The following is a 23185-nucleotide window of genomic DNA, read 5'->3' as shown; positions in this document are numbered from 1 at the left end:
TTCACAAATTAATATAGTAAAAATGCACTGCCTATACTAGCAGTGCATTTTTACTATGCTAACGCTTGTGCTAAATCTTCAATTAAATCTTCTCCGTCTTCAATACCGACAGAAATTCGAATTAATGTATCTGTAATTCCTAATTCTTTGCGACGATCTGCTGGGATTGATGCATGCGTCATTTGAGATGGGATAGAAATTAAACTTTCTACTGCTCCTAAACTTTCAGCCAGCGTAAAGTATTGTAATCTCTCAAGTACTTTATTTAATGTTTCTTCGCTATCTACATCAAATGAGATAATAGCACCAAATCCATTTGCCTGTTCTGTTGCCAGTTCATGGTTTTGATGTGACTCAAGGCCTGGATAATATACTTTATTCACTTTTGGATGATTATTTAAAAACTCAGCAATTGCGCGTGAATTCGTTTCATGCTCTTCCATTCGAATTCCTAATGTTTTTAAACCACGAAGTAGTAAGAAACTATCTTGCGGGCCAAGAATGCCTCCTGTTGAGTTTTGTACGAAGTGAAGGTCTTCTGCTAATTGCGGACTATTTACAACTACTAAACCTGCAACTACGTCACTATGACCTCCTAAATATTTCGTTGCACTATGAAGTACAATGTCTGCTCCTAAAGAAATCGGCGACTGCCAATATGGCGTCATGAATGTGTTATCAATAATTGTTAATAAATCTTTCTCTTTAGCAAGAGTAGATATTTTTTTAATATCAGTAATTTTTAGTAACGGATTCGTTGGTGTTTCTACATAAATCGCTTTCGTATTTGGACGAATCGCTTCTTCAACTTCCTCTAAGTTTGTTGTATCTACAAATGTATGCTCAATACCGAAGCGGTTTAACACTTTCGTAATCACGCGGTACGTTCCGCCATACACATCATCTGTTAAAATAACGTGGTCACCTTTTGAAAACAACATAATTGTAGCTGTAATAGCCGCCATTCCTGAACCAAATGCGAAACCAGCATGGCCGTTTTCTAATACCGCAATCATTTCTTCTAAAGCTGCACGTGTTGGGTTTCCTGTACGTGAATATTCATATCCTTGATGCTTACCAACTGCTTCTTGTTTGTACGTACTCGTTTGATAAATCGGTACATTTACAGATCCAGTTGAAGGTTCTCCTATGCGAATACCATGAATTAACTTTGTCTTTGCTCTCATTTTTTATTCCCATCCTTTGTATATGTCTTTACTTAAATAGCGCTCACTACTATCAGGAAAAATCGTTACGATATTTGTACCTGGCGCCGCTTTCTCTGCTTCAAGTAAACTTGCATGAAATGCTGCTCCTGAAGAGCTCCCAACAAGAAGTCCTTCTTTTTGCGCTAATTCTTTCACTCGTAAAAATGCATTTTGATCAGAAATCGTATGAATTTCATCAAAATAAGATGTTTTCAAAAATGGCGGGATGAATTCAAGGCCAATCCCTTCTGTTTCATGTGAGCCAGCTTTACCACCATTTAAAATAGATCCTTCTGGTTCCACAATAACCGTTTTTATATCTACATTTTTTTCTTTTAAATAAGATGCAGTCCCCATAAACGTACCGCCAGTTCCTGCTCCAGCAACAAATATGTTAATCTCTCCATTAAGTGCCGACCAAAGTTCAGGTCCTAATGTTTTAAAATATGCACGAGGATTTGCCTCATTTGCGAACTGACTTGGAGAGTATGAATTCGGTATCTCATTTACTAACTCTTTTGCTTTTGCAATTGCACCGGTCATTCCTTGCTCAGTCGGCGTATGCACGACCGTTGCGCCTAGTGCTTTCATTAATTCTTGTTTTTCAATGCTAAATTTCTCTGGTACACAAACGATAACGTGTAAATCATGTTGTAACGCTGCGAGTGCCAGTCCAATACCAGTATTTCCAGCTGTCGGTTCAATAATTGTTCCGCCCTCTGTAACAAGCCCTTTTTCTAGCGCATCTTCGATTAATTCTCTTCCTAATCGGTCCTTAACGCTTCCGCCTGGGTTATAAAATTCAAGCTTTGCAAATAAACGGACCCCTTCTGGAAGTGAAAAACGAGTAATTTCCACAATTGGTGTATGACCAATTAACTCATGAACTCCACGATATACATTCATCGTGTTCTCCCCCTTATTTGCCAATAAAGAAAAGGCAACTGTATGTATTTTCTTTATATGAGACAGTTGCCTTTTTGTTACATTACTTTAACTCTTCTAATACTTTTACGATAAAGTTTGTAGAATGAAGAGCTGCTTGATCTAAAAATTGATCAAATGAAACATTTGATTCTTTACCAGCAATATCAGAAAGTGCACGAATGATAACAAACGGAACTTCATATTGGTGGCATACTTGTGCAACAGCTGCTGCTTCCATTTCTACTGCATAAAGGTTTTCAAATTTATCACGAATGGCTGCAACTCGGTTCGGATCACTCATAAATGAATCACCTGTTGCAATCATACCTTTTACAACTTGAATATTTTCTTCTGCCTGCATACATTTTTCAGCTAATGCAACTAATGCTTCATCAGCTTTAAATCCAGGCGGCATTCCTGGTACTTGACCATACTCATAGTTAAATGCTGTTACATCTACGTCATGGTGACGAACTTCTGTTGAAATAACGACATCCCCAACATTTAGAGAATGATGGAATCCACCAGCTGAACCAGTATTAATGACTTTTTCAGGCTTATATCTTTCTAATAAAATTGTCGTTGACATCGCTGCATTTACTTTACCAATACCAGACTTTAACAAGATTACTTCATGTCCTGCTAATTGCCCTTTCGTAAATTCACAACCCGCAACCGTTTCTGTTTCTGCTTGTTCTAATTTATCACGTAAAATACGTACTTCTTCTTCCATTGCTCCAATTACAGCAATTCTCAATCTAATCCCTCTTTCTATTGCTTAGTTGCCTCCATTACCCACACGAAATGATTTAATCTCGTAAACGTTACATGGAAGCCATTGTTTTCAAAAATAGTCTGCATAACTGGAATACGTGTATAGTATTCCGTTTGCAAATCGTTTGCTAACTGATGAAAACCTCTTTGTTTTGCTGCTTCAACAGTTTTATCATATGCATCTTGATCTGCAAATATCGTATCAGCAAACACTATTTTACCACCTTTGTTTAGCAATTGACTATACTTCGCAATCGCTACATTTTTTTCATCATCTGTTAAATGATGAAATGCATAGGTGCTTACTATGGTATCAATGGAATTCGGGACTTCAAACGAAAGAAAATCACCTTCTGTAATGGAAAACTCTTTTGGCAATTTCTCTTTTGGCAATTTCTCTTTTGCAATCATGCGCATTTCACGTGACGGTTCTATACCGTAAACTGTGCGGCCAGCAAGTAATAATTTATTTGTTAAATTACCTGTACCGACACCAAATTCTAATACGTTACCAAATGACTTGTTAACTACATCCTCTAGAATGTCCTCATAATGGGCGAAAACTTCTTTATATTGTATATCTTCGCCTTGTACAAATGAGTCGTACGTATGAGCCCACTCATCAAATAAACCATTAAATTCTGTACCCATAAAAATTCCCCTTTTTCTTATCGGTTTTATCAGTATGATATTCCCTCTTTCTAAAAATGTCAATTGAAATGTACATGGTATTTCCTTCTTTTCTTTGTTACACTATAGTTGATTACATAGGAGAGGGGCCGTCTTCATGTCATTTACCTTTGAAATGTTAGAAGATAAAGTAGAATTTTTTGAAGCGGGAGACTTAGCTTCTTTAGAACGTAAAATCAGTGAACAAATCGATAATAATAAAGCACTTATGCTTGAAGTTCATCACATCTCGCATCAAATGGTTATGGATCCTGAAAGTAAAAGACCATATTATAGCGCGGTTGTTCATTTTAAATTAAAGAAATTACGCTAACTAAAAAAGAGAAGCTCCTAAGGAGCTTCTCTTTTTTAGTTTAGAGTTTGAACAAGTACTGGTTTCCAGCCTTCATTGTCTACCCAATCAATATTTACATAATATCTTTTACCTGTTTGTTTATCTTGTACGTTACCGTAAGCTTTATTCTTACCGTTATTTCCGATTCGATGAATAATTAATTGCTCTACTGGAACGTCAATTGCAGCTGAAATCGCTTGATTCATCTCATTCCAATCTGCTGTACCTTTTTTAAACGTCATCGCAGGTGTTGCACCTTGCTCTGTGCCTACTGGCTTCCAAGAAGGTTTCGTATAAGCGTCAGTTGCCTTTGGCTGTGTTTTTTCAGCTGGTACTTTCTCGTTAGCTTTTGCTTCTTCTTCAGCTTTTTTCTGTTCTTCTTCAGCCTTTAGCTTCTCTTCTTCTTCTTTCTTCTTAGCCTCTGTTTTCTCTTGTTCATTCTTCTTCGTCTCTTCTTTGCCTTTAGCTTTCTCAGACTTATTCTCTTTCGTTGTTTGCTGAGCTACCTTTTTATCGCTAGAAGACGCTTGCTCTTTCGTGTCAGGAACAAACAATTGATATGCTACAATAGCTACTGCTACTAGTACAATAGCGATTGCAATATTTAAAACACCGTTTTGACGACGTTTTTGTTGTTTCTGTTGGAATCTAGATCCTCCTGCCATTCTTCAAACCTCCATGCAGTTTTTCATACTTGCTATTGTAACATTAAATCTAGAAAGGTTGAACATTTACAATAATATTTTCATGAAATGAAAACATTTTACTATGAATTGCAAGATTACTTTTCATTCTCTAATCGATAGATTGATTCTACGATTGCTTTAAAAATAGGTGTAACTGCATTTACATTGCTACTCGTTTCTATATCCACGACAACTAAAGCATATCTTGGATTTTCATATGGAAAATAACCTGCAAACCAACGATTCTCTTTCGTTCCTTTTCCTGTTTGTGCTGTCCCAGATTTTCCAGCGACACTTAGTGGTAACGACTTGAATGCTGCTCCTGTGCCTTTCTCCGTTGTTACAACGCTCCTTAATAACTGTTGTAATGTTTTCACTGTTTCATATGAAAGCTGTTTCCCACCTAATGTATGGTCTTCAAATGTATAAAAATCCGTTCCATTTTTGTACATTATTTTTTCAACAGCTTTCACTTCCATCTTTTCTCCACCTCTAGCAATCGTCGCCATCATATTTGCAATCGCTAGAGGTGACATACGTACATCTTTCTGTCCAATTGCTGTTTGCGCTACCGCTTTTTTACTATTCTTATTTCCTTCACTCTCCCAAATCGTAACACTTTTCTCCTCTGGCATTTGCTCAAAATGAGTTGTATGAAATACAGAACCTCTCCATCCAACCTTCTCAGCGCCTCCTAAAGCCTCTACATAAGTTTCTAACACCATCTTATCCTTTTGTATTAGCTCATTTCCTAACTCTGAAAATGTCCTGTTACAGCTTCTAGCAAAGCTCTCTTTAAAACTAAGTGTCCCCATCCTAACTTGTGGGTGATCTTCACCATATAAATCTTTATTACAATTAAATACGCGATTAAAAACATTTTCATTTTGATCAATCGCTGCGGCCGCAATTATTGTTTTAAAAACAGAACCGGGAAAGTGTGGTGTTAACATTTGATTTTCAAGTGTAGTTTTATATAAACTCTCATCTTTCACCTGTACAGATGGTTTGCTAACCATTGCTAAAATTTCATTTTTCTTTACATCAAGTAGCACTACTCCTCCCTTCTTTATTTCACTTGCTTCAACTACTTCTTCTGCTTTTTTCTGTAACTCGTTATGTAAAGTAGTTTGAATCGTCACTGGATAAAACGGATTTCCAGGCGATGTATATTTCGCTTGTTTTCCAAAAATCGGTTCTCCTTGCCGGTCCACTTGATACAATACTTTTGCCTCTCCATCGGTCAAAAGAAATTCATCAAATGATTGCTGCAATCCTGAAATGCCAATCGGTGTTTGTTTTGAAATTTTTCTAACTTCTCCGTATCGTTTTTGAAATTCTCGTTCATTCTCACCCACATCACCAATTAAATGATTCACCACGCTAGTTTGCCGCAAACGAACTTCAGCTGCTACAATGCCTAATACATTTAATTGATTCACCTTCTCCATCTGCTCTCGTTCCAAGCGAAGTGGTTCATTTCCTCTTTGCAGGATAAATGCACTTTTCTTATGTTTCATTTGACTTTCAATCTCTTGTCTCGACATACCAATGATATGCGCAATTTTCTCCAACATGTTATTTTTTAATTGTAGAAATGGAAAAACAATTAAAACAGGATACTTTTTCTCACCTATCTCCTTACCATTACGATCTATAAAATGGCCGCGTCCATCATCTACCGTAATGGATTGCGTCCGTTGTGTAACACTTTTTTCAATTAAGTTAATCTTACGATCCGTAAATGATTCCGTATCGATAATTTGTATTTGAATTAAACGACAAAGTAACATAAACATGACACATATAAAACAAATTAAAACAATTGTAATTCTCCGTTTTATTTCCATAAAAAAACACCTCGTCTAGTATAGTTTGGACGGAGTGTTTCATCTTTTATACAAATAAAAAAATCACTCGCTTTTACACGAGTGATTTTTAATTATTTTACAGAGATAATCTCTACTTGCATTTCTCCACCTGGAGTTTGGATTGCTACCTTCTCGCCAATTTGCTTACCTAATAAGCTTTTTGCGATTGGAGAATCGTTAGAAATTCTTCCTTCAAATGGATCTGCTTCTGCGCTACCTACGATTGTGTAAGCTTCTTCATCTCCATCTGGTAGTTCTTTAAATGTTACTGTTTTACCTAATGTAACAACTGTAGATTCTTCACCGTTATCTGTGATGATAACTGCGTTACGAATCATGTTTTCTAATTGTGTAATACGTCCTTCTACGAACGCTTGCTCATCTTTCGCTGCATCATACTCAGAGTTCTCAGAAAGATCTCCGAAGCTACGTGCAATCTTAATGCGCTCTACAACTTCTTTACGTTTTACCGTTTTTAAATCCTCAAGTTCATTCTCTAGCTTTTGCTTACCCTCTTGCGTCATAGGGTATGTTTTTTCTGTTGCCATATTTTCCACTCCTTTTATATACCAATCCCCCGAAAAAAAGAGGAGTTCCATATGAAAACTCCCCCGCTTATATGTAAAGCGGAGGTTTCTAGCACGCCTGTACTAGCGGAGTTGTCACATACAACCCCGTATTCCCAATTCTTCTTTATATAAAGAAGATATGTATGGAAAGTTGATATAAATATGCCCTCACCTATATATAGATGAGGTTGCATGTTTCATTGTATTCGATAGGAAGGGAAAAAATCCCTTCCTACCGTATATCTTTTACTATGCTATTACAAATTTACTTTTTGTTCAAGAATTGTTGCAATTTTTGTAACCATAATATCAATTGCAACGTGGTTTTGTCCACCTTCAGGGATAATAATATCCGCAAATTTCTTAGAAGGCTCAATAAATTGATTGTGCATTGGACGTACAACATTTACATATTGATCAATAACTGAATCCATCGTACGACCACGTTCTTTAATATCACGTTGCATGCGGCGCAGGATACGAAGGTCAGCATCTGTATCAACGAATAACTTAATGTCCATTAACTCACAAAGACGTGGGTCTTCTAAAATAAGAATTCCTTCTAAAATGATTACATCTTTCGGCTCAACTGGAATAATTTCATCTGAACGCGTATGCAATGTATAGTCATATACAGGTTTCTCTACTTGTTTATATGCAAGCAACTGCTGCAAATGTTCAATTAACAAATCATTATCAAACGCTAATGGATGATCATAATTTGTTTTTAAACGTTCTTCCATTGGTAAATGGCTTTGATCTTTGTAATAATAATCTTGCTCTAAGATTAAAATGGAATGACCTTTAAAATGGTCAAAAATCGCTTTCGTTACACTTGTCTTACCTGACCCTGAACCACCAGCAATTCCAATTACAACAGGCTTATTCGTCCCCATTCGACTATCACTCTTTCTTATTGAAGTATGCTTTTGCGCATCATATTATTCACATACACTGGTTGATCCACTTTGAATTTCACGATCTGCAACGGATGTCTCGCTGCATCTAATTCGTTTCCATCCTCATCCCAAATTTTCTCCACCGTCTGCGTAAAGTTTTCTATTTCTGGTCCAAAGAACTCCACTTCATGTCCTGGTTTGAAATGATTACGTTGCTCAATCGTTACGATGCCCGTTTCTTCATTATAATCTAACACTAAACCAGCGAAATCATACGTTGTTTTCTTACTATGATTTCCAAACATTTGCTCTTGATGTCCTGGAACCCCTTCAAAGAATGCAGGAGCTGTATCGCGATTTGCACATTTATCAAGCTCATCTAACCATTCTTGTTTAAACTCAAAGTTATCAGGATCCGCACAATATGCATCAATTACTTTACGATATACTGTCGCTACAGTAGCTACGTAATGGATTGATTTCATACGTCCTTCAACTTTTAAGCTATCAATTCCAATTTCAATCATTTTCGGAATTGATAAAATTAAATTTAAGTCTTTTGGACTCATTGCAAAGTGAGCATCTTCTTCTTGGAATAGAGGAAGCTCTTTTGCATCTTTATGTTGTGATACTGTTTGAACTAAATCATAGTCCCAGCGACAAGATTGACAACAACCACCACGGTTAGAGTCACGCGCTGTCATATGGTTACTTAGCGTACATCTTCCTGAATATGCGATACACATTGCACCATGGACGAATGCTTCAATTTCAATATCCACTTTTTCTTTAATCTCTTTCATTTCTTCATAGCTTGCTTCACGAGCTAATACAAGACGATGTAAACCTTCTTCTTTCCAATACTGTGCTGCTTTCCAGTTGGATAGTGATTGCTGTGTGCTTAAATGCACCTCAACAGAAGGCGCTACACGTTTACAAGTCTCAATGATAAGCGGATCAGCAACGATAATTCCCGTTACGCCAGCTTTTTCAATCCCTTTTAAATATTCCTCTAGCCCGTCCATATTTTCATTATGTGCAAAGATATTTGTTGTTACATATATTTTTGCTCCATATTTCTTTGCAAATTCCACACCTTCTGCCATTTCTTCCAGTGTAAAGTTACCTGCATTCGAACGAAGACCAAATTCTTGTCCACCTAAATATACAGCATCTGCCCCGTAATGGATAGCTACTTTTAATTTTTCTAAGTTACCCGCAGGGATTAACAGTTCAGGTTTCTTCACAATAACGCGTTTGCCATCGATCACTCGTGAAATTTCTTGTACAGTCATTTCCTACACCCTCCTCGTTTAGTAAACCGTCTCTTTAAAGAAGAATCCTGTATCTAACGGACGATTCACCGGTTGCATTTCTTCTATCTCTTTATATAAGTCGTCTTTCACGTCGTAATACGCATCACGATCTTCTACACATAAATCAATTGCTTTACGATATTTCTTCGTTACCTCAATAATGTATGCAGAGCTTTTTAGTACACCATCAACTTTTAAGCTATCAATTTCAGCATCAATTAGCTCTTCTAACTCATCAATGAAACAAATATCATTTGGACTCATAATGTGAGTACCATTTTCATCTTCATAAATTGGATATTTATTGTTACGCTCTGGGTCATATAAGAACATATTCTCTTCATATTTTTTCTTTTCAATGTCAAGATGACGTCCTTGATACTCAAAGTAGTTTCCTACTAACGAACGCTTCGACTGGAACATACAAGTCATACCGTGAATTTGCACTTCAAGTTCCACTTCAGCATTTTCTTTTAATTCAACAATTTCATCTAAGCTAAGCTCGCGAGCTAATACAGCACGTTTTGCTCCTCTTTGTCCCCAGTAGTTACAAGTAAACCAGTTTGTTGCTGTTGTTTCTGTATTCCAGTGCAATTGCATATTTGGCGCTACTTCGCGAACCGCCATTAATACTGCTGGATCTCCGAAAACAATTGCATCTACATGTACTTCGTTTAAAAATGCAACATAGTCTGTTAATTCTTCTACTTTATCGTTGTGGAACATAGCGTTCATTGCTACGTATACTTTTACACCATTTTCATGTGCAATCTTCACAGCTTGTTTCACATCTTCACGTGAAAATTCCCCTGCTAAACGTAAACCAAACTTTTGCTCACCGATCATTACCGCATCTGCTCCTGCTTTCGCAAGAGGTTCAATATCCGCCACTGCTTTTGGTGTTACTAACAATTCTGGTTTCTTCATACCTTGGTCACCCTTTCTTTTTACTAACAGCTACTCCATCACCAATTGGGAAAATCGTTGTATCATATCCTTCATGGTTCATAAGCCATTCATTGTACGTCTTAATACGACGGATTAAACCACGTGTACGTCTGTTTTCAATTTTCTCTTTCGTCGTTACAAGGCCATGGTACATAACATTATCTGAAATAATTACGCCACCAGGATTTAATAACGGTTCATATAAGTCAAAAAAGCGACGATATTGTCCTTTTGCTGCGTCAATAAAAATAACGTCAAATGTTCCATGTTCTTCTACTTGCTCGCCTGTTTCTAACGCATCACCGTAAATAACGGAAATACGTTCTTTAACTGGTGAACGTTCTATATATTCAAGTGCTTTTTCATATCGATCGCGATTGCGCTCAACTGTCACAATGCGAGAATTTGGAATAGCTTGCATCATACGAATACTAGAATAGCCAATTGCTGTACCTAGCTCTAAAATGCTCTTCGGTCCAATTAAACGTAAAAATTGCAACATAAATTCCATTCCAAGTCGATCCATAATTGGCACATGATTTTCTTTCGCATAGTCTTCCATTTCAAGAATTAATTTATCTTTCGGATCAATAAATGATAATAGGTACTCGTTAACTGCATCCTCCATAATGGTCCTCCTTATTTACATGGAGAAGTGCCTCTATGACGTCTTTTCACACATAGAATGCAATAAAAATACAAGCCAGCTTTATCCTTAGCTTGTACGTCCCGTTTTGATATTAAAAACGATTCTTCTGCCAGTTTTTAACCCGATATATTTTACCACAAAAAAGAGGGATGTGCGACCTTTTTCGCTATCCCTCTCCATTTCACTGCTTTTTCGTAATATATTTTTGCTTTAGTGCATTATGCTCTTCCAATGTTTTCGCATAGTACACTTCACCAGTTGGTGCAGCTAAGAAATAATAATAATCTGTTTGCGCAGGCTCTAGCGCTGCTTCCACTGAATGTTTACCAGAGTTTGCAATCGGGCCCACCGGCAATCCTTTCACAACGTACGTATTGTACGGTGAGTTTATCTTTAAATCTTCGTATAATACACGTTGTTTATGCTTTCCAAGTGCATATAATACCGTTGGATCCGTTTGAAGCGGCATACCTTTTGCTAAACGATTATAAAAGACACTAGAGATCTTTTGACGATCTGTAAAGCCTGTTGCCTCTTCTTCAATAAGTGAAGACAATGTTAAAAGCTGATGCACATCCCAGTTTTTCGCTTTCATTTTTGCTTCGTTTTGAACAATGATTGCATTCGTTTTCTCAAGCATTTGGATAACAATTTCTTCCAAAGTTGTATCTTTTTTATAGAAAGAGTACGTCGCAGGATATAAATAACCTTCTAATGGATATTTAATATTGCTATCAAAGATTTTATCCGTTAACAGCTTGGGATACTTTTGCTGCATTTTTTGAATAAATGCTTTATCGTTTAATTGACGTACAACATCATCTTTATTCCACTTTAATTCGTTTGCAACCGTTTCTGCAATTTCAGTTACTTGTGCCCCTTCTTTTACCGTCACTTTATAAAGAGCTGGACGATGTACATTACCAGATGACATTTGCTCAATAACATCTTTTGCACTCATTGAAGGATTTAATAAATATGTACCCGCTTGTAAATTTTTAGATTTAGCCTTTGTATAAAAACTAAAAACTGTACCGTTTTTCACAGCACCTTTTTCTTCTAAAATCTCACCAATTTTACTAGTAGATGATCCCTTTGGAATTTCTACTTCAATCTCTTTTTTATTCCCGCTATCAACCGGTCCTAATGCGGATGAAATATACGCATAGACTGAACCACAAACTAAAAGCAGTGCAATTATCGAGAATAAAAAAATGCGTCTACGCTTCTTTTTCACTTGATTCTCTACCAAAACTCTTCCTCCTTATTCAATTGTAGGCCATATGTACATCTTTCTATACAAAACGATGAAAAATCACAATAAACTTACCTATCATTTTTGACAGATACTTTATTTTTCTACAATCCGTCTCATTATACTACAAAGGATTACGCAGTTTCGACAAAAAATCTTTCATTTTACATATAAAAAAGGTGGACTATATATCGTCCACCTTTTCAGTACTTATTATTCAGCTTCTTGCTCATCAGCTAGAGTGTTGAACATTTCTTGTACCATTTCCCACTCTTCTTCAGATTCGATTGGAAGTAAAGTTCCGCCCTCTTCTTCATTTTGCTCATAAGCCATTGCATCGTAAATTTGGTCTCCATCTTCGTCTACTTCACCGATTGGAGAGAAGACTACGTATGATTTTTTACCAAATTTTTCAGCGTCAAAAGTGAAAATAATTTCACATAAATGTTCGTTACCTTTTTCGTCTACAATTGTAATTTGATTTTCTTCCATTTTGGTCACCTCTTATTTACTATCTAAAAATCCTTGTAAGATTACGACTGCAGCCATCTTATCAATTACTTGCTTTCGCTTCTTACGGCTTACATCGGCTGAAATGAGTAGACGTTCCGCTGCCATCGTTGACAAACGCTCGTCCCACATTACAACGTCTAATTGTAACAGCTCTCGTAGGTTTTCTGCAAATTGTTGGCACGCTTCACCACGCGGGCCAATTGTACCATTCATATTTTTAGGTAAACCTACTACTATCTTGTCCACATCATACTGCTTTACTAACTCAGAAATACGATCAAAACCAAAGTGACCTCGTTCTTCGTTAATCTTAATTGTTTCTAACCCTTGTGCTGTCCAGCCCATTTCGTCGCTAATTGCAACTCCGACTGTTTTTGTACCTACATCTAAACCTAATATCCGCATAAACTACTCCTCACGATGATGTTTCAAGTAAGACTTCACAAGCTCTTCAATTAATTCATCACGTTCAAGCTTGCGAATGATGCTACGTGCATCTTTATGGCGAGGTATGTATGCTGGGTCTCCACTTAATAAATAACCGACGATTTGGTTAATCGGATTATAGCCTTTTTCTTGAAGTGCATCATACACAGTTAAAAGTACATCATTTACATGGACACTCTGTTTTTCATCTTGAATGCTAAACTTCATTGTTTTATCAAAACCGTCCATTTTAAGCACCTCACTTATATAGTAAGTATAGGGAGAAGAACTTCTCCTCTCCCTACCATTGTACACTACTATCTCTTTATTTTGAAACAGATTTAACGTACTCTTGTACAAATGCTAAAGCTTCCTCAACTTGCGCTGGGTTTTTACCGCCTGCTTGTGCCATATCAGGACGGCCACCACCGCCACCGCCACAACGAGAAGCTACTTCTTTCACAAGTTTACCAGCATGGTAACCTTGGCTAATTAAATCTTTCGTTACGCCAGCTAAGATGTTTACTTTGTCATCATTTACAGACGCTAATACGACAACCGCAGATTCTAATTTATTCTTCAGATCATCCATCATCGTACGTAAGTTATTCATATCTGCAACATTTACTTTCGCTGCTAATACGTTCACGCCATCAACTGTCATTACAGAATCAGTTAAGTTTCCAGCTTCGATATTGCTTAATTTCGCAGCAAGAGATTCATTTTCTTTTTGCAATTGTTTCACTTCAGCAAATAGACCATCAACTCTTGTTAAAATGTCTTTTGGATTTGTTTTCATTTTTCCAGCTGCTTCTTTTAATAAACCTACTTGATCGTTCATTAATTCATAAGCAGACTTACCAGTTACTGCTTCAATACGACGAGTTCCTGCACCGATACCAGACTCAGCAACGATTTTGAAAATACCGATAGAAGCTGTATTATCAACGTGACAACCACCACAAAGCTCTAAGCTGTAATCGCCAACTTGTACAACGCGTACAACATCTCCGTATTTTTCACCGAATAATGCCATTGCGCCCATTTCTTTCGCTTCTTCGATTGCTTTTTGAGAAATCTCAACATCAATACTTTCCCAAATTTTCTCGTTTACGATACGCTCAATTTTTTCTAATTCGTCAGTTTGTACTTGACCGAAGTGAGAGAAGTCAAAGCGTAGACGTTCAGAAGTTACAAGAGAACCTGCTTGGTTAACATGTGTTCCAAGTACGTCTTTTAATGCTTGGTGTAGTAAGTGAGTTGCTGTATGGTTCTTCACAACGCTACTACGGTTTTTCGTATCGATAATAGCTTTTACAGCCGCATCTTTCGTTAATGTACCTTCTTCAACTACAACTTTGTGCAAGTTTTGGCCGTTTGGTGCTTTTTGTACGTCTTTTACAAGAACTTTCACGCCATCAGCAAGAAGATAACCACGGTCTGCAATTTGTCCACCGCTCTCAGCATAGAATGGTGTTACATCAAGCATTAATTGTCCTTCTTCACCAACTTGTAAGCTGTCTGTGTATTCACCGTTTTTCACAAGTGCAACAACGTTACTTTCTGTTGCAACTGTACCGTAACCAACGAACTCGCTCGCTACTTTCACTTCTCCAAGGACACCGCCTTGAACTTGCATAGAATCAACATCTTGACGAGCAGCACGTGCGCGCTCACGTTGTTTTTCCATTTCATTTTCAAAACCTTCATGATCAACAGTCATACCAGCTTCTTCTGCATATTCTTCTGTTAATTCAATTGGGAAACCGTATGTGTCATATAGACGGAACGCATCTACTCCAGAAATAACCGTTGTTTTTTCTTCTTTAGCTTTTGCGATAACTTCAGCTAAAATTGCTTCACCATCATGAAGTGTTTCGTGGAAACGCTCTTCTTCATTTTTCACAACTTTTGCAATGAAATCTTTCTTTTCAAGTACTTCTGGATAGAAGTCTTTCATTACTTCTCCAACAACCGGTACTAATTCAAACATGAATGGACGGTTGATGTTTAATTTCTTCGAATAACGAACCGCACGGCGTAATAAACGACGTAATACATAACCACGGCCTTCGTTAGATGGAAGAGCACCGTCACCAACAGCGAATGTTACTGTACGGATATGGTCAGCAATTACTTTAAACGCCATATCTTTTTCTAAGTCACCATTACGATATTTCTCACCAGAGATTGTTTCTGTTGCACCAATCATTGGCATGAATAAGTCTGTGTCAAAGTTTGTAGGCACATCTTGAACGATAGATGTCATACGCTCTAGACCCATCCCTGTATCGATGTTTTTCTTAGGAAGTGGTGTATATGAACCGTCTGGATTATGGTTAAATTGAGAGAATACAAGGTTCCATACTTCTAAGTAACGCTCGTTTTCTCCGCCTGGATATAATTCCGGGTCACTAAAGTCATTACCGTAAGCTTCTCCGCGGTCATAGAAAATCTCTGTATTCGGTCCACTTGGTCCTTCACCGATATCCCAGAAGTTTTCTTCTAAGCGGATGATGCGCTCTTTTGGAACGCCCATTTTCTCATTCCAAATTGTGAATGCTTCTTCATCTTCTGGATGAATTGTAACGGATAGTAATTCTTTATCGAATCCGATCCATTTGTCGCTCGTTAAAAATTCCCAAGCCCAAGTAATTGCTTCTTCTTTGAAGTAATCACCGATTGAGAAGTTTCCTAACATTTCAAAGAATGTATGGTGACGAGCTGTTTTCCCTACGTTTTCAATATCGTTTGTACGAATTGATTTTTGAGCATTTGTAATACGTGGATTTTGCGGGATTACACGTCCATCAAAATATTTTTTTAATGTTGCTACACCACTGTTAATCCATAGAAGAGATGGATCTTCATGTGGAACTAGTGATGCACTAGGTTCTACTGCATGTCCTTTTTCTTGGAAAAAGTCTAAAAACATTTGACGAATTTGTGCGCCTGTTAGTTGTTTCATTGTATTTTCCTCCTTAAATATAAAAAACTCCCGCCCCTATAAAAGGGACGAGAGTTAACTCGCGATACCACCCTAATTATGAATTGATTGCTATACGAATCAATTCATCACCTCATGGTGCCGTAACGTGGCAAGACGGCAGTGATTAGCTGCTCTCAGGATTAGCTTTCTGTTACCCTTCATTTAAAGCTTCTTTCAGCCATATGGAAGCTTCTCTCTATAAATGGACTGTAACGTACTTGTTCCGTCATTGATTTAATGTATTATATGACTAAATATAATAGAATTCTCTTAAGTTTGTCAATGTAGATAATCATTTATATTATATCAATTACTTATTAATCATAGCTATTCTACTATTCATTCTTAACAGCCTTTTCATATATTATGCATGTATTAACAAATTGTACTACTCCCACGCACTTTTCTGAATATTTTATTTTTGTTATAATTAAATTATTAATAATAAAGGAGCGATTATAATGACAACCTTATTGAACGAAGCTAAAAATATGTTAACGACTGATGAAACAATATTGTTTTACGTAGCCTGTTCACTAGACATATTTATTTATCGTTCCGTCGCAAGGCCAGGATTGCTAATTTTAACAGACAAACGGCTCTTCTTTTATGGACCAGATGTAAGTAAGAACCCTTTATTTGAAGAGTACGCTTTCGCAAAAATTTCAAATTTAAAAGAACAAAAGCGGCTTTTCAGCAATCAAATTGTATTTATGTACGATAATGAATGGAAAAAAATAAAACATATTCAAACAAATGATGTAAGCTCTCTCGTTCAAAAAATAAACGAGCAACTCTCTAAATAATGATAGCCCTCTACTTTTATAAGTAGAGGGCCTTCCTATTACACATCTTCTTTTTTCCAAAGAGGCCTTACATGAACGATCACTGTGCGAATGACCGCTAAAACAGGAACTGATAGTAATAACCCTACAATTCCTGCCACTTCTCCCCCAACTAGTAGTGCAAGCATAATAATGACAGGATGCATGCGAAGCGACTTACCAACGATGTAAGGGGATAAAATGTTACTTTCTACGAATTGCAAAATAGCAATCGTAATCCCCGCTTTAATGAGTAAACTTGTTGATACCGTTGCTGCAATCATCAACGCTGGAATCGCTCCTAAAATAGGACCAAAGTATGGGATTATATCTGTTATCCCGATGATGATGCCAAGTAATAATGGATATTTCATACCGATAAACCAAAAAGAAAGAACCGATACTCCCCCTAATACTAAACAAACAAATAACTGTCCTCGAATATAACTTCCAAGTGACTTATCAATTTCTTTCGCCAGCATTTGCCCCGTACTACGCCACTTACTCGGAACTAGTTTCCAAAAGATATGATAAAACTCGCCGTAATCTTTTAATATGTAAAATACAATGAACGGAATTAAGAAAATAATGAGTAACGAATCTAGTACACCACGAGCTGTGCTCATCACTTTATTTAAAAGTGCTTGTATCTTCGTCTCTACTCCGACAAAAATTTGTTTCACCTTTTCATGAATAAATGACGGGAAATTCGCTGTTTGTTCTGTAACACCATCCATCCAAGAATCATACATTTTTGTAAACTGCGGGAATTGTTCATTGATTTCTTGTAATTGCTTAATCACAACCGGCGTTCCTTTATAAATTCCATAACCAATCCCGCCAAAGAAAAGGATGTAAATAAGCAAAATAGCGAGTGTACGCGGCATCCCTTCCTTATGAATTTTTTCAATTAAAGGATGCAATAAATACGCAATGAAACATGCAATAAGAAACGGTGTAATGGCCACTTTACATACAAAAATAATCGGTGCCCATAGCGGCTTAATTTTTAAAAAGACGAGCAAACAAAGAAAGACAAGTAACAATAATCCTAAACGGTATATCCAAATGATTTTAAGATTCTTCACACGAAAAACCTCCTCCACCTTTATTGTGAAAATAAATAGGGTAGGTTATGTGCAAAAGTTTTAAAATCTTTTTGTGCAGACCATACTGTTTTGTAAAGACGCACATATATATACATAACAAGGACAACCACCCCTGAGAACGCGGCATGAAACAATATAATCAGGAGGGCTCATAATGGTTTTATTTATGCTCATATTATCTGCACTTTTTATGATTCTTGAATGGATTTGTATTGGGTTTGGTATTTGGAAAGGCTTCTTTGTTCGTTCCTCACGAAAAGAAAGGGCGAAGCAATTATTTCATTACGGCATGCTTGGCGTTGGATGTTACGGCCTATCTTATCTCTTCTCTGAAATTGGACTTTTATATTTGCATACAAATGCATAAAAAAACTCCCTTGTTGATGAAGGGAGTTTTTTACGCTTATAAATAAGATTTAATCATCTTACGTGCTTTTTTCATATTGCGTTTTGAAAAGACATCTTGTTTGCGAGCATATTGATATGCTGCCGCTCCAACACCTAATGCGATTAATGAATTGCGTAGATTCAAAGTAAATCCCCCTTTTCGTTATCCGATCGTTCTTTCATTCTCATCAAATAAATCATCAAGAGAACTTAACGAACCATCTTCTTCTACTTGATGCGTATGGATTTTCCCCTTTGAAACCGATAATTCGATATAACAATTCCAGCAATAAAATTGGTTGACACCTATTTTCCCAATGTCTTTTCCTTTGCAATTTGGACAAATAAACATATGGCGTTCATCTCCTTACAGTCTCCCGGATTCTATTCGCCATTATTTCCAAACTGCATTCATTTATACATTGCTGGAGCCTTTCAACGTTATACGTTTGAAAGTTTCACTATATAATTTTACCTTGTTACATGAAATCATACGGTGAAATGTTTTCCACGTCCATTTCTTCGCCATTAACCGTTACCATCTGTACTTCTCCTTGTGATTCTTGCAATCGGCTAGCTAAAGTCGTTTGACGCATTGCATCATCAAGGCGATTTACACCAGACTGAAAAGCAGCTTCCTCCCCGCAAATAATAAGGAACTTCTTACTTCTTGTAATACCAGTATAAATTAAATTACGACGTAACATACGATTATAACTTTTTACTATCGGCATAATTACAATCGGAAACTCACTACCTTGCGATTTATGAATGGAACAACAATACGCATGTGTAATTTGATTTAAATCTGGTTTTGTATATGTTACCTCAATTCCATCAAATGAAACGATAATCATATCTTGTTGCTCAACGTTTTCTTTCGCATAAAACACCGAAACAATTTCTCCGATATCACCATTAAAAACTTGACTCTCCGGCTGATTAACGAGTTGCAAGACTTTATCGCCTCTTCGATATACAACATCACCGTAAGCAATTTCTTTACTCTTTTCCCTTTTCGGATTAAACACTTCTTGCAACGCTTCGTTTAGTACATTAATACCGGCCGGTCCACGATACATCGGGGCCAATACTTGTACATCTCTTGCGCTAAAACCTTTTGTCTTCGCATTTTCACAAACCTTCTTAACAACCTCAACAATTTGAGCTCCTGTGCACCCGATAAATGAACGATCTTTTTGATTTTGCGCTAAATCTGGTGGGAGTGTTCCATTTTTTATCGCATGAGCAAGTTGAATTACTGATGAACCTTCCGCTTGACGATAAATTTCAGTAAGCTTTACTGTCGGAACTGCACCTGCATTCAATAAATCTTTCAGCACTTGTCCGGGTCCTACAGATGGTAATTGATCTTCATCGCCTACAACGATAACTTGAATGTTAGTTGGCAATGACTTAAACAGCTGATTTGCAAGCCAAATATCAACCATTGAAAATTCATCAATAATGAGTAATTTCCCTTGTACCGGATCTGTTTCATTACGCTGGAAAGACCCTTCTGGCGTCCATCCAAGTAAACGGTGAATTGTACAAGCTGGAAGCCCTGTTGATTCACTCATTCGCTTCGCTGCCCTTCCTGTTGGAGCCGTTAATAATATCGGAAATGGATTATCATCACTGTATTCATTCGGATTTAACGATAGCCCGTGAAGTGACGCATACATTTCAACAATTCCTTTAATAACTGTTGTTTTCCCTGTTCCTGGTCCACCTGTCAATAACATCATCGGTTTATGAAGTGCCGTTTGAATTGCTTCTTGCTGAAACGGTGCATATTGTACGTTCAGTTGTTCTTCAATTTCACCTAATGTTTTTAACACTTCTGCCTCTGGAAATGAAGGTGTTTCTTCTTGATTCATAAGCCTGCGAATGGACTTTACAACACCTTTTTCAGAGTAGAATAACGTTGCTAAATACACTCGCTCTTCTTCTATGATGACTTTCCCTTCACTTTGCATCGTTTCAATACAGCCTACAATATCTTCCTCAGTCACTCTTCCTTCTTGATTGTTTAAAAGTGACATCGTTTCTCTTACAAGTTGGTCTTTCCTCATATAAACGTGACCAAGTTGTAATGAGACATTCTCTAACGTGTAAAAACATCCTGCGCGCACACGGTCGTCGTGATTACCTGATATCCCTAACGCACGCCCTATATCATCCGCTCTTCCAAAACCAATCCCGTCCACTTCTTCGATAAGTTGATACGGGTTATTACGAATCACTTCTAATGTCATCTCTTTATATTGCTGGTAAATCTTAATAGAAAGTTTCGTTCCAAAACCGTAGCCATTTAAAAAGCTCATTACTTTCTCTAATCCTTGATGTTCAACAATTGTCTCATATATCTCCTGAGCCTTTTGTTTATTAACAACACCATTTAATGCCTCAGGGTCATCCATAATTTTAGAAATAGCATGTTCTCCGAGATGATCTACAATTTTTTCAGCTGTACGCTTTCCTATCCCTTTAAATAAATCACTCGCTAAATATTGCACCATACCGGCTTTTGTTTGCGGCAATTCTTTCTTAAACGTTTCGACCATATATTGTTTTCCATACTTCGGATGGTCTTTAAAATGACCTGTCAACGTGAACACTTCATCTTCATGCATGCGAGGAAAATGACCGTTTATCATTACTTTCTTTTCGTCGTACGTTTCATTCGTTTCAATGACTTTCATACTGACAACGGAATAGAGGTTTTCTTCGTTGTGGAAAATGGTATGAAGAACTTGCGCTTTTATAAACTTTTTCTCTTCCTCAAACAAATCCATTGCATGTTGATTTCCCATCTTTCCTCTCCTTTCCGGTTTCGTTTCACTTTAATGAGCAGTACATCCCCCACCTATTTAGATGAGGGATAACTACTCATTAACTATATTTTCATCTTATTCAGCTTCTTGCTCTAATAAACGAACACCATTACCCGCTAAAAAGTGATCTGGCTGAATTTCAGTTGCTTTCTTAAATAAAGCGAGAGCCTTCTCATTTTTTTCCTCAAATACGTAGGCAACACCTAAATTATAATACGCATCTGCATGCTCTTCATCCATTTCTAATACCTTTTCAAAATAAGGTTTCGCCTCTTGAATATGTTCTAGTCGTGCAAAGCAAAGTCCGCACTGGAACAAAGCTTCTACATCGTTTTCATCTAATTCTGTTGCTCTTTGTAAAAACGGCAGTGCAAGACGATCATTTCCAAGTTGCACATGTGTAATACCTAACATAAACGTTACATCAGCTGATTGTAATCCAGCTTGCATCGCTTGTTCAAATACAGCTTTCGCCTCTGCAAATTGCTCTTGACCGTAATATACGTTTCCTAATCCATAATAAGCAGCCGCAGATTTATCATCTAACTCCAATGCACGTTTATAAAATAAAATTGCTCTCTCACTGTCACCTAGTACATCTAATAAGTTTGCAAAATTAATATATCCAAGCGCATCTTTCGGATTTTCTTCGATTGCTTCTGTGAAATTTTTAGCAGCTTCTTCCCAGTTTCCTTCTTGCATATATTGAATACCTGTTTCAAGTTTGTTTGACATGTCCTTCACCTCTACAACAAATTATAACAAAGAATGTATTTTCCAAGCGAACGAAAATTCGCCTTATGTAAAAGAAACCTCTAACCGCGAATCGGTAGAGGCTTCTCTTTTATCCTAAATAATCCAATTTCTTACCGCTACGGTACACTTCATCAATTGTAGCACCGCCTAAACACTCATCTCCATCATAGAAAACAACTGCTTGTCCTGGTGTAATTGCACGAATTGGCTCGTCACAAAGAATACGAACTGTATTTTCATCAACGATTTGAACCGTTACTTTATTGTCTTCTTGACGATAACGGAATTTCGCTGTGCACTTAAATTCTTTCTCTTTCGCTTTATTACTTACCCAGCCAACATTTGTAGCAATAACTTCGTCGCCATATAGAAGTTCGTTATGGAATCCTTGATCAACATATAAAATGTTTTCTTTCAAGTTTTTCCCAACAGCAAACCACGGATCACCGTTACCACCAATACCAAGGCCATGACGTTGTCCAATTGTGTAGTACATTAAACCGTCATGCTTTCCTTTCACTTCGCCAGATAACGTTTGCATCACACCTGGTTGTGCTGGTAAATAGTTACTTAAGAAATCTTTAAAGTTACGCTCACCAATGAAGCAAATACCAGTACTATCTTTCTTCGCCGCTGTCGCTAAACCAGCTTCTTTCGCCATTTCACGAATTTGTGGTTTCTTCAGTTCACCAAGCGGGAACATTGTTTTTGATAATTGCTCTTGGCTTAATTGATTTAAGAAATACGTTTGGTCTTTATTGTCATCAACGCCGCGAAGCATTTTATATTCGCCGTCCATATAAGCAACGCGTGCATAATGACCTGTCGCTACATAATCAGCACCAAGCGCTATTGCATGCTCTAAAAATGCTTTAAATTTAATTTCTTTATTACACATTACATCTGGGTTTGGTGTACGACCAGCTCGGTATTCATCTAAGAAGTACGTAAATACTTTATCCCAGTATTGTTTTTCAAAGTTTACTGCATAATACGGAATACCAATTTGGTTACACACTTCGATTACATCATTGTAATCTTCTGTTGCTGTGCAGACACCATTCTCATCTGTATCATCCCAGTTTTTCATAAAAATTCCGATTACATCATAACCTTGCTCTTTTAATAAAAGAGCCGCTACAGATGAATCGACGCCACCGGACATCCCGATGACAACGCGTGTTTCGTGAGGTAGTTTGTTCATCATGTCACCTCCCA

The 23185-nt window shown here is 37.1% G+C and carries 25 protein-coding genes and 1 other annotated feature; of the genes, 3 read left to right on the top strand and 22 right to left on the bottom strand.

Annotation, left to right across the window (positions count from 1 at the left end; translation table 11 throughout):
• Positions 1-53: 53 nt before the first annotated feature.
• The 4 genes from QCI47_RS05690 to QCI47_RS05675 all read right to left on the bottom strand — a co-directional run bounded on the left by QCI47_RS05690 (position 54) and on the right by QCI47_RS05675 (position 3560).
• Positions 54-1187, bottom strand: a complete 1134-nt coding sequence (locus QCI47_RS05690) for a bifunctional cystathionine gamma-lyase/homocysteine desulfhydrase (protein WP_001201909.1) — start codon at positions 1185-1187, stop codon at positions 54-56.
• A gap of 3 nt (positions 1188-1190) precedes the next feature.
• Positions 1191-2114, bottom strand: coding sequence for an O-acetylserine dependent cystathionine beta-synthase (locus tag QCI47_RS05685; protein ID WP_001103856.1), 924 nt, complete (start codon positions 2112-2114; stop codon positions 1191-1193).
• 82 nt (positions 2115-2196) lie between these two features.
• Positions 2197-2892 carry a 5'-methylthioadenosine/S-adenosylhomocysteine nucleosidase gene (gene mtnN / locus QCI47_RS05680; protein WP_001217039.1) on the bottom strand — a complete coding sequence of 232 codons (696 nt, stop codon included), beginning with the start codon at positions 2890-2892 and terminating at the stop codon, positions 2197-2199.
• A 14-nt stretch (positions 2893-2906) separates the two neighbouring features.
• On the bottom strand, positions 2907-3560 hold the full coding sequence (locus tag QCI47_RS05675) for a class I SAM-dependent methyltransferase (RefSeq protein WP_353811716.1): 654 nt from the start codon (positions 3558-3560) through the stop codon (positions 2907-2909).
• 136 nt (positions 3561-3696) lie between these two features.
• Between QCI47_RS05675 and QCI47_RS05670 the strand changes: the two genes are divergently transcribed.
• Positions 3697-3912, top strand: coding sequence for a YrzA family protein (locus QCI47_RS05670; RefSeq protein ID WP_000010984.1), 216 nt, complete (start codon positions 3697-3699; stop codon positions 3910-3912).
• 35 nt (positions 3913-3947) lie between these two features.
• On the opposite strand, the gene QCI47_RS05665 is transcribed toward QCI47_RS05670, so the two are convergent.
• From QCI47_RS05665 to alaS, 12 genes are all read right to left on the bottom strand, one after another.
• Complete coding sequence (locus tag QCI47_RS05665; protein WP_000897107.1) at positions 3948-4598, bottom strand: YrrS family protein; 651 nt, start codon at positions 4596-4598, stop codon at positions 3948-3950.
• 116 nt (positions 4599-4714) lie between these two features.
• Positions 4715-6469: a peptidoglycan D,D-transpeptidase FtsI family protein gene (locus tag QCI47_RS05660; RefSeq protein WP_000403943.1), complete on the bottom strand. Its 1755-nt coding sequence runs from the start codon at positions 6467-6469 to the stop codon at positions 4715-4717.
• A gap of 92 nt (positions 6470-6561) precedes the next feature.
• The gene (gene greA, locus QCI47_RS05655; protein ID WP_000179963.1) at positions 6562-7038 is read right to left on the bottom strand and encodes a transcription elongation factor GreA; all 477 of its coding nucleotides are present in this window, start codon (positions 7036-7038) and stop codon (positions 6562-6564) included.
• Between the two features lie 278 nt (positions 7039-7316).
• Entirely contained in the window at positions 7317-7955 is a 639-nt protein-coding gene (udk, locus tag QCI47_RS05650; RefSeq protein WP_000537087.1) for a uridine kinase, read from the bottom strand.
• 17 nt (positions 7956-7972) lie between these two features.
• On the bottom strand, positions 7973-9253 hold the full coding sequence (locus tag QCI47_RS05645; RefSeq protein WP_000217969.1) for a peptidase U32 family protein: 1281 nt from the start codon (positions 9251-9253) through the stop codon (positions 7973-7975).
• Positions 9254-9271: 18 nt separating this feature from the next.
• The gene (locus QCI47_RS05640) at positions 9272-10201 is read right to left on the bottom strand and encodes a peptidase U32 family protein (RefSeq protein ID WP_000742781.1); all 930 of its coding nucleotides are present in this window, start codon (positions 10199-10201) and stop codon (positions 9272-9274) included.
• A 7-nt stretch (positions 10202-10208) separates the two neighbouring features.
• Positions 10209-10850, bottom strand: a complete 642-nt coding sequence (locus tag QCI47_RS05635; protein ID WP_000389089.1) for an O-methyltransferase — start codon at positions 10848-10850, stop codon at positions 10209-10211.
• Positions 10851-11052: 202 nt separating this feature from the next.
• Positions 11053-12123, bottom strand: a complete 1071-nt coding sequence (mltG, locus tag QCI47_RS05630; RefSeq protein WP_000230081.1) for an endolytic transglycosylase MltG — start codon at positions 12121-12123, stop codon at positions 11053-11055.
• Positions 12124-12339: 216 nt separating this feature from the next.
• Positions 12340-12618 carry a DUF1292 domain-containing protein gene (locus QCI47_RS05625; protein ID WP_000392247.1) on the bottom strand — a complete coding sequence of 93 codons (279 nt, stop codon included), beginning with the start codon at positions 12616-12618 and terminating at the stop codon, positions 12340-12342.
• A gap of 12 nt (positions 12619-12630) precedes the next feature.
• Positions 12631-13044 (bottom strand): Holliday junction resolvase RuvX, encoded by a 414-nt coding sequence (gene ruvX, locus QCI47_RS05620; RefSeq protein WP_001221191.1) that lies wholly within the window; start codon positions 13042-13044, stop codon positions 12631-12633.
• Between the two features lie 3 nt (positions 13045-13047).
• Positions 13048-13314 carry an IreB family regulatory phosphoprotein gene (locus QCI47_RS05615; protein WP_000348590.1) on the bottom strand — a complete coding sequence of 89 codons (267 nt, stop codon included), beginning with the start codon at positions 13312-13314 and terminating at the stop codon, positions 13048-13050.
• Between the two features lie 76 nt (positions 13315-13390).
• A complete protein-coding gene (gene alaS / locus QCI47_RS05610) occupies positions 13391-16033 on the bottom strand; it encodes an alanine--tRNA ligase (protein ID WP_000811837.1) in 2643 nt (880 codons plus the stop codon).
• A 40-nt stretch (positions 16034-16073) separates the two neighbouring features.
• Positions 16074-16293, bottom strand: a binding site (T-box leader).
• 222 nt (positions 16294-16515) lie between these two features.
• On the opposite strand from alaS, the gene QCI47_RS05605 reads away from it, so the two are divergent.
• Positions 16516-16860 (top strand): PH domain-containing protein, encoded by a 345-nt coding sequence (locus QCI47_RS05605; protein ID WP_061132122.1) that lies wholly within the window; start codon positions 16516-16518, stop codon positions 16858-16860.
• Positions 16861-16898: 38 nt separating this feature from the next.
• On the opposite strand, the gene QCI47_RS05600 is transcribed toward QCI47_RS05605, so the two are convergent.
• Positions 16899-17966: an AI-2E family transporter gene (locus QCI47_RS05600; RefSeq protein ID WP_071741863.1), complete on the bottom strand. Its 1068-nt coding sequence runs from the start codon at positions 17964-17966 to the stop codon at positions 16899-16901.
• A 175-nt stretch (positions 17967-18141) separates the two neighbouring features.
• Between QCI47_RS05600 and QCI47_RS05595 the strand changes: the two genes are divergently transcribed.
• The gene (locus QCI47_RS05595; protein WP_000242547.1) at positions 18142-18354 is read left to right on the top strand and encodes a hypothetical protein; all 213 of its coding nucleotides are present in this window, start codon (positions 18142-18144) and stop codon (positions 18352-18354) included.
• A gap of 36 nt (positions 18355-18390) precedes the next feature.
• Here QCI47_RS05595 and QCI47_RS05590 read toward each other — a convergent pair whose 3' ends face one another.
• The 5 genes from QCI47_RS05590 to mnmA all read right to left on the bottom strand — a co-directional run bounded on the left by QCI47_RS05590 (position 18391) and on the right by mnmA (position 23171).
• Entirely contained in the window at positions 18391-18519 is a 129-nt protein-coding gene (locus QCI47_RS05590; protein WP_001053553.1) for a YrzQ family protein, read from the bottom strand.
• 18 nt (positions 18520-18537) lie between these two features.
• Positions 18538-18726, bottom strand: a complete 189-nt coding sequence (locus QCI47_RS05585; protein ID WP_000469281.1) for a hypothetical protein — start codon at positions 18724-18726, stop codon at positions 18538-18540.
• A 127-nt stretch (positions 18727-18853) separates the two neighbouring features.
• Positions 18854-21190: an SF1B family DNA helicase RecD2 gene (gene recD2 / locus QCI47_RS05580; RefSeq protein WP_001973606.1), complete on the bottom strand. Its 2337-nt coding sequence runs from the start codon at positions 21188-21190 to the stop codon at positions 18854-18856.
• Between the two features lie 96 nt (positions 21191-21286).
• The gene (locus QCI47_RS05575; protein WP_000066391.1) at positions 21287-21946 is read right to left on the bottom strand and encodes a tetratricopeptide repeat protein; all 660 of its coding nucleotides are present in this window, start codon (positions 21944-21946) and stop codon (positions 21287-21289) included.
• A gap of 109 nt (positions 21947-22055) precedes the next feature.
• Entirely contained in the window at positions 22056-23171 is a 1116-nt protein-coding gene (gene mnmA / locus QCI47_RS05570) for a tRNA 2-thiouridine(34) synthase MnmA (protein ID WP_001038008.1), read from the bottom strand.
• Positions 23172-23185: the final 14 nt, after the last annotated feature.

The sequence above is a fragment of the Bacillus cereus group sp. RP29 genome, from assembly GCF_040459765.1.
Classification (GTDB): Bacteria; Bacillota; Bacilli; order Bacillales; family Bacillaceae_G; genus Bacillus_A; species Bacillus_A paranthracis.
The sequence above is the reverse complement of the archived record's forward strand: the minus strand, read 5'-3'. Positions and strand labels throughout refer to the sequence as shown.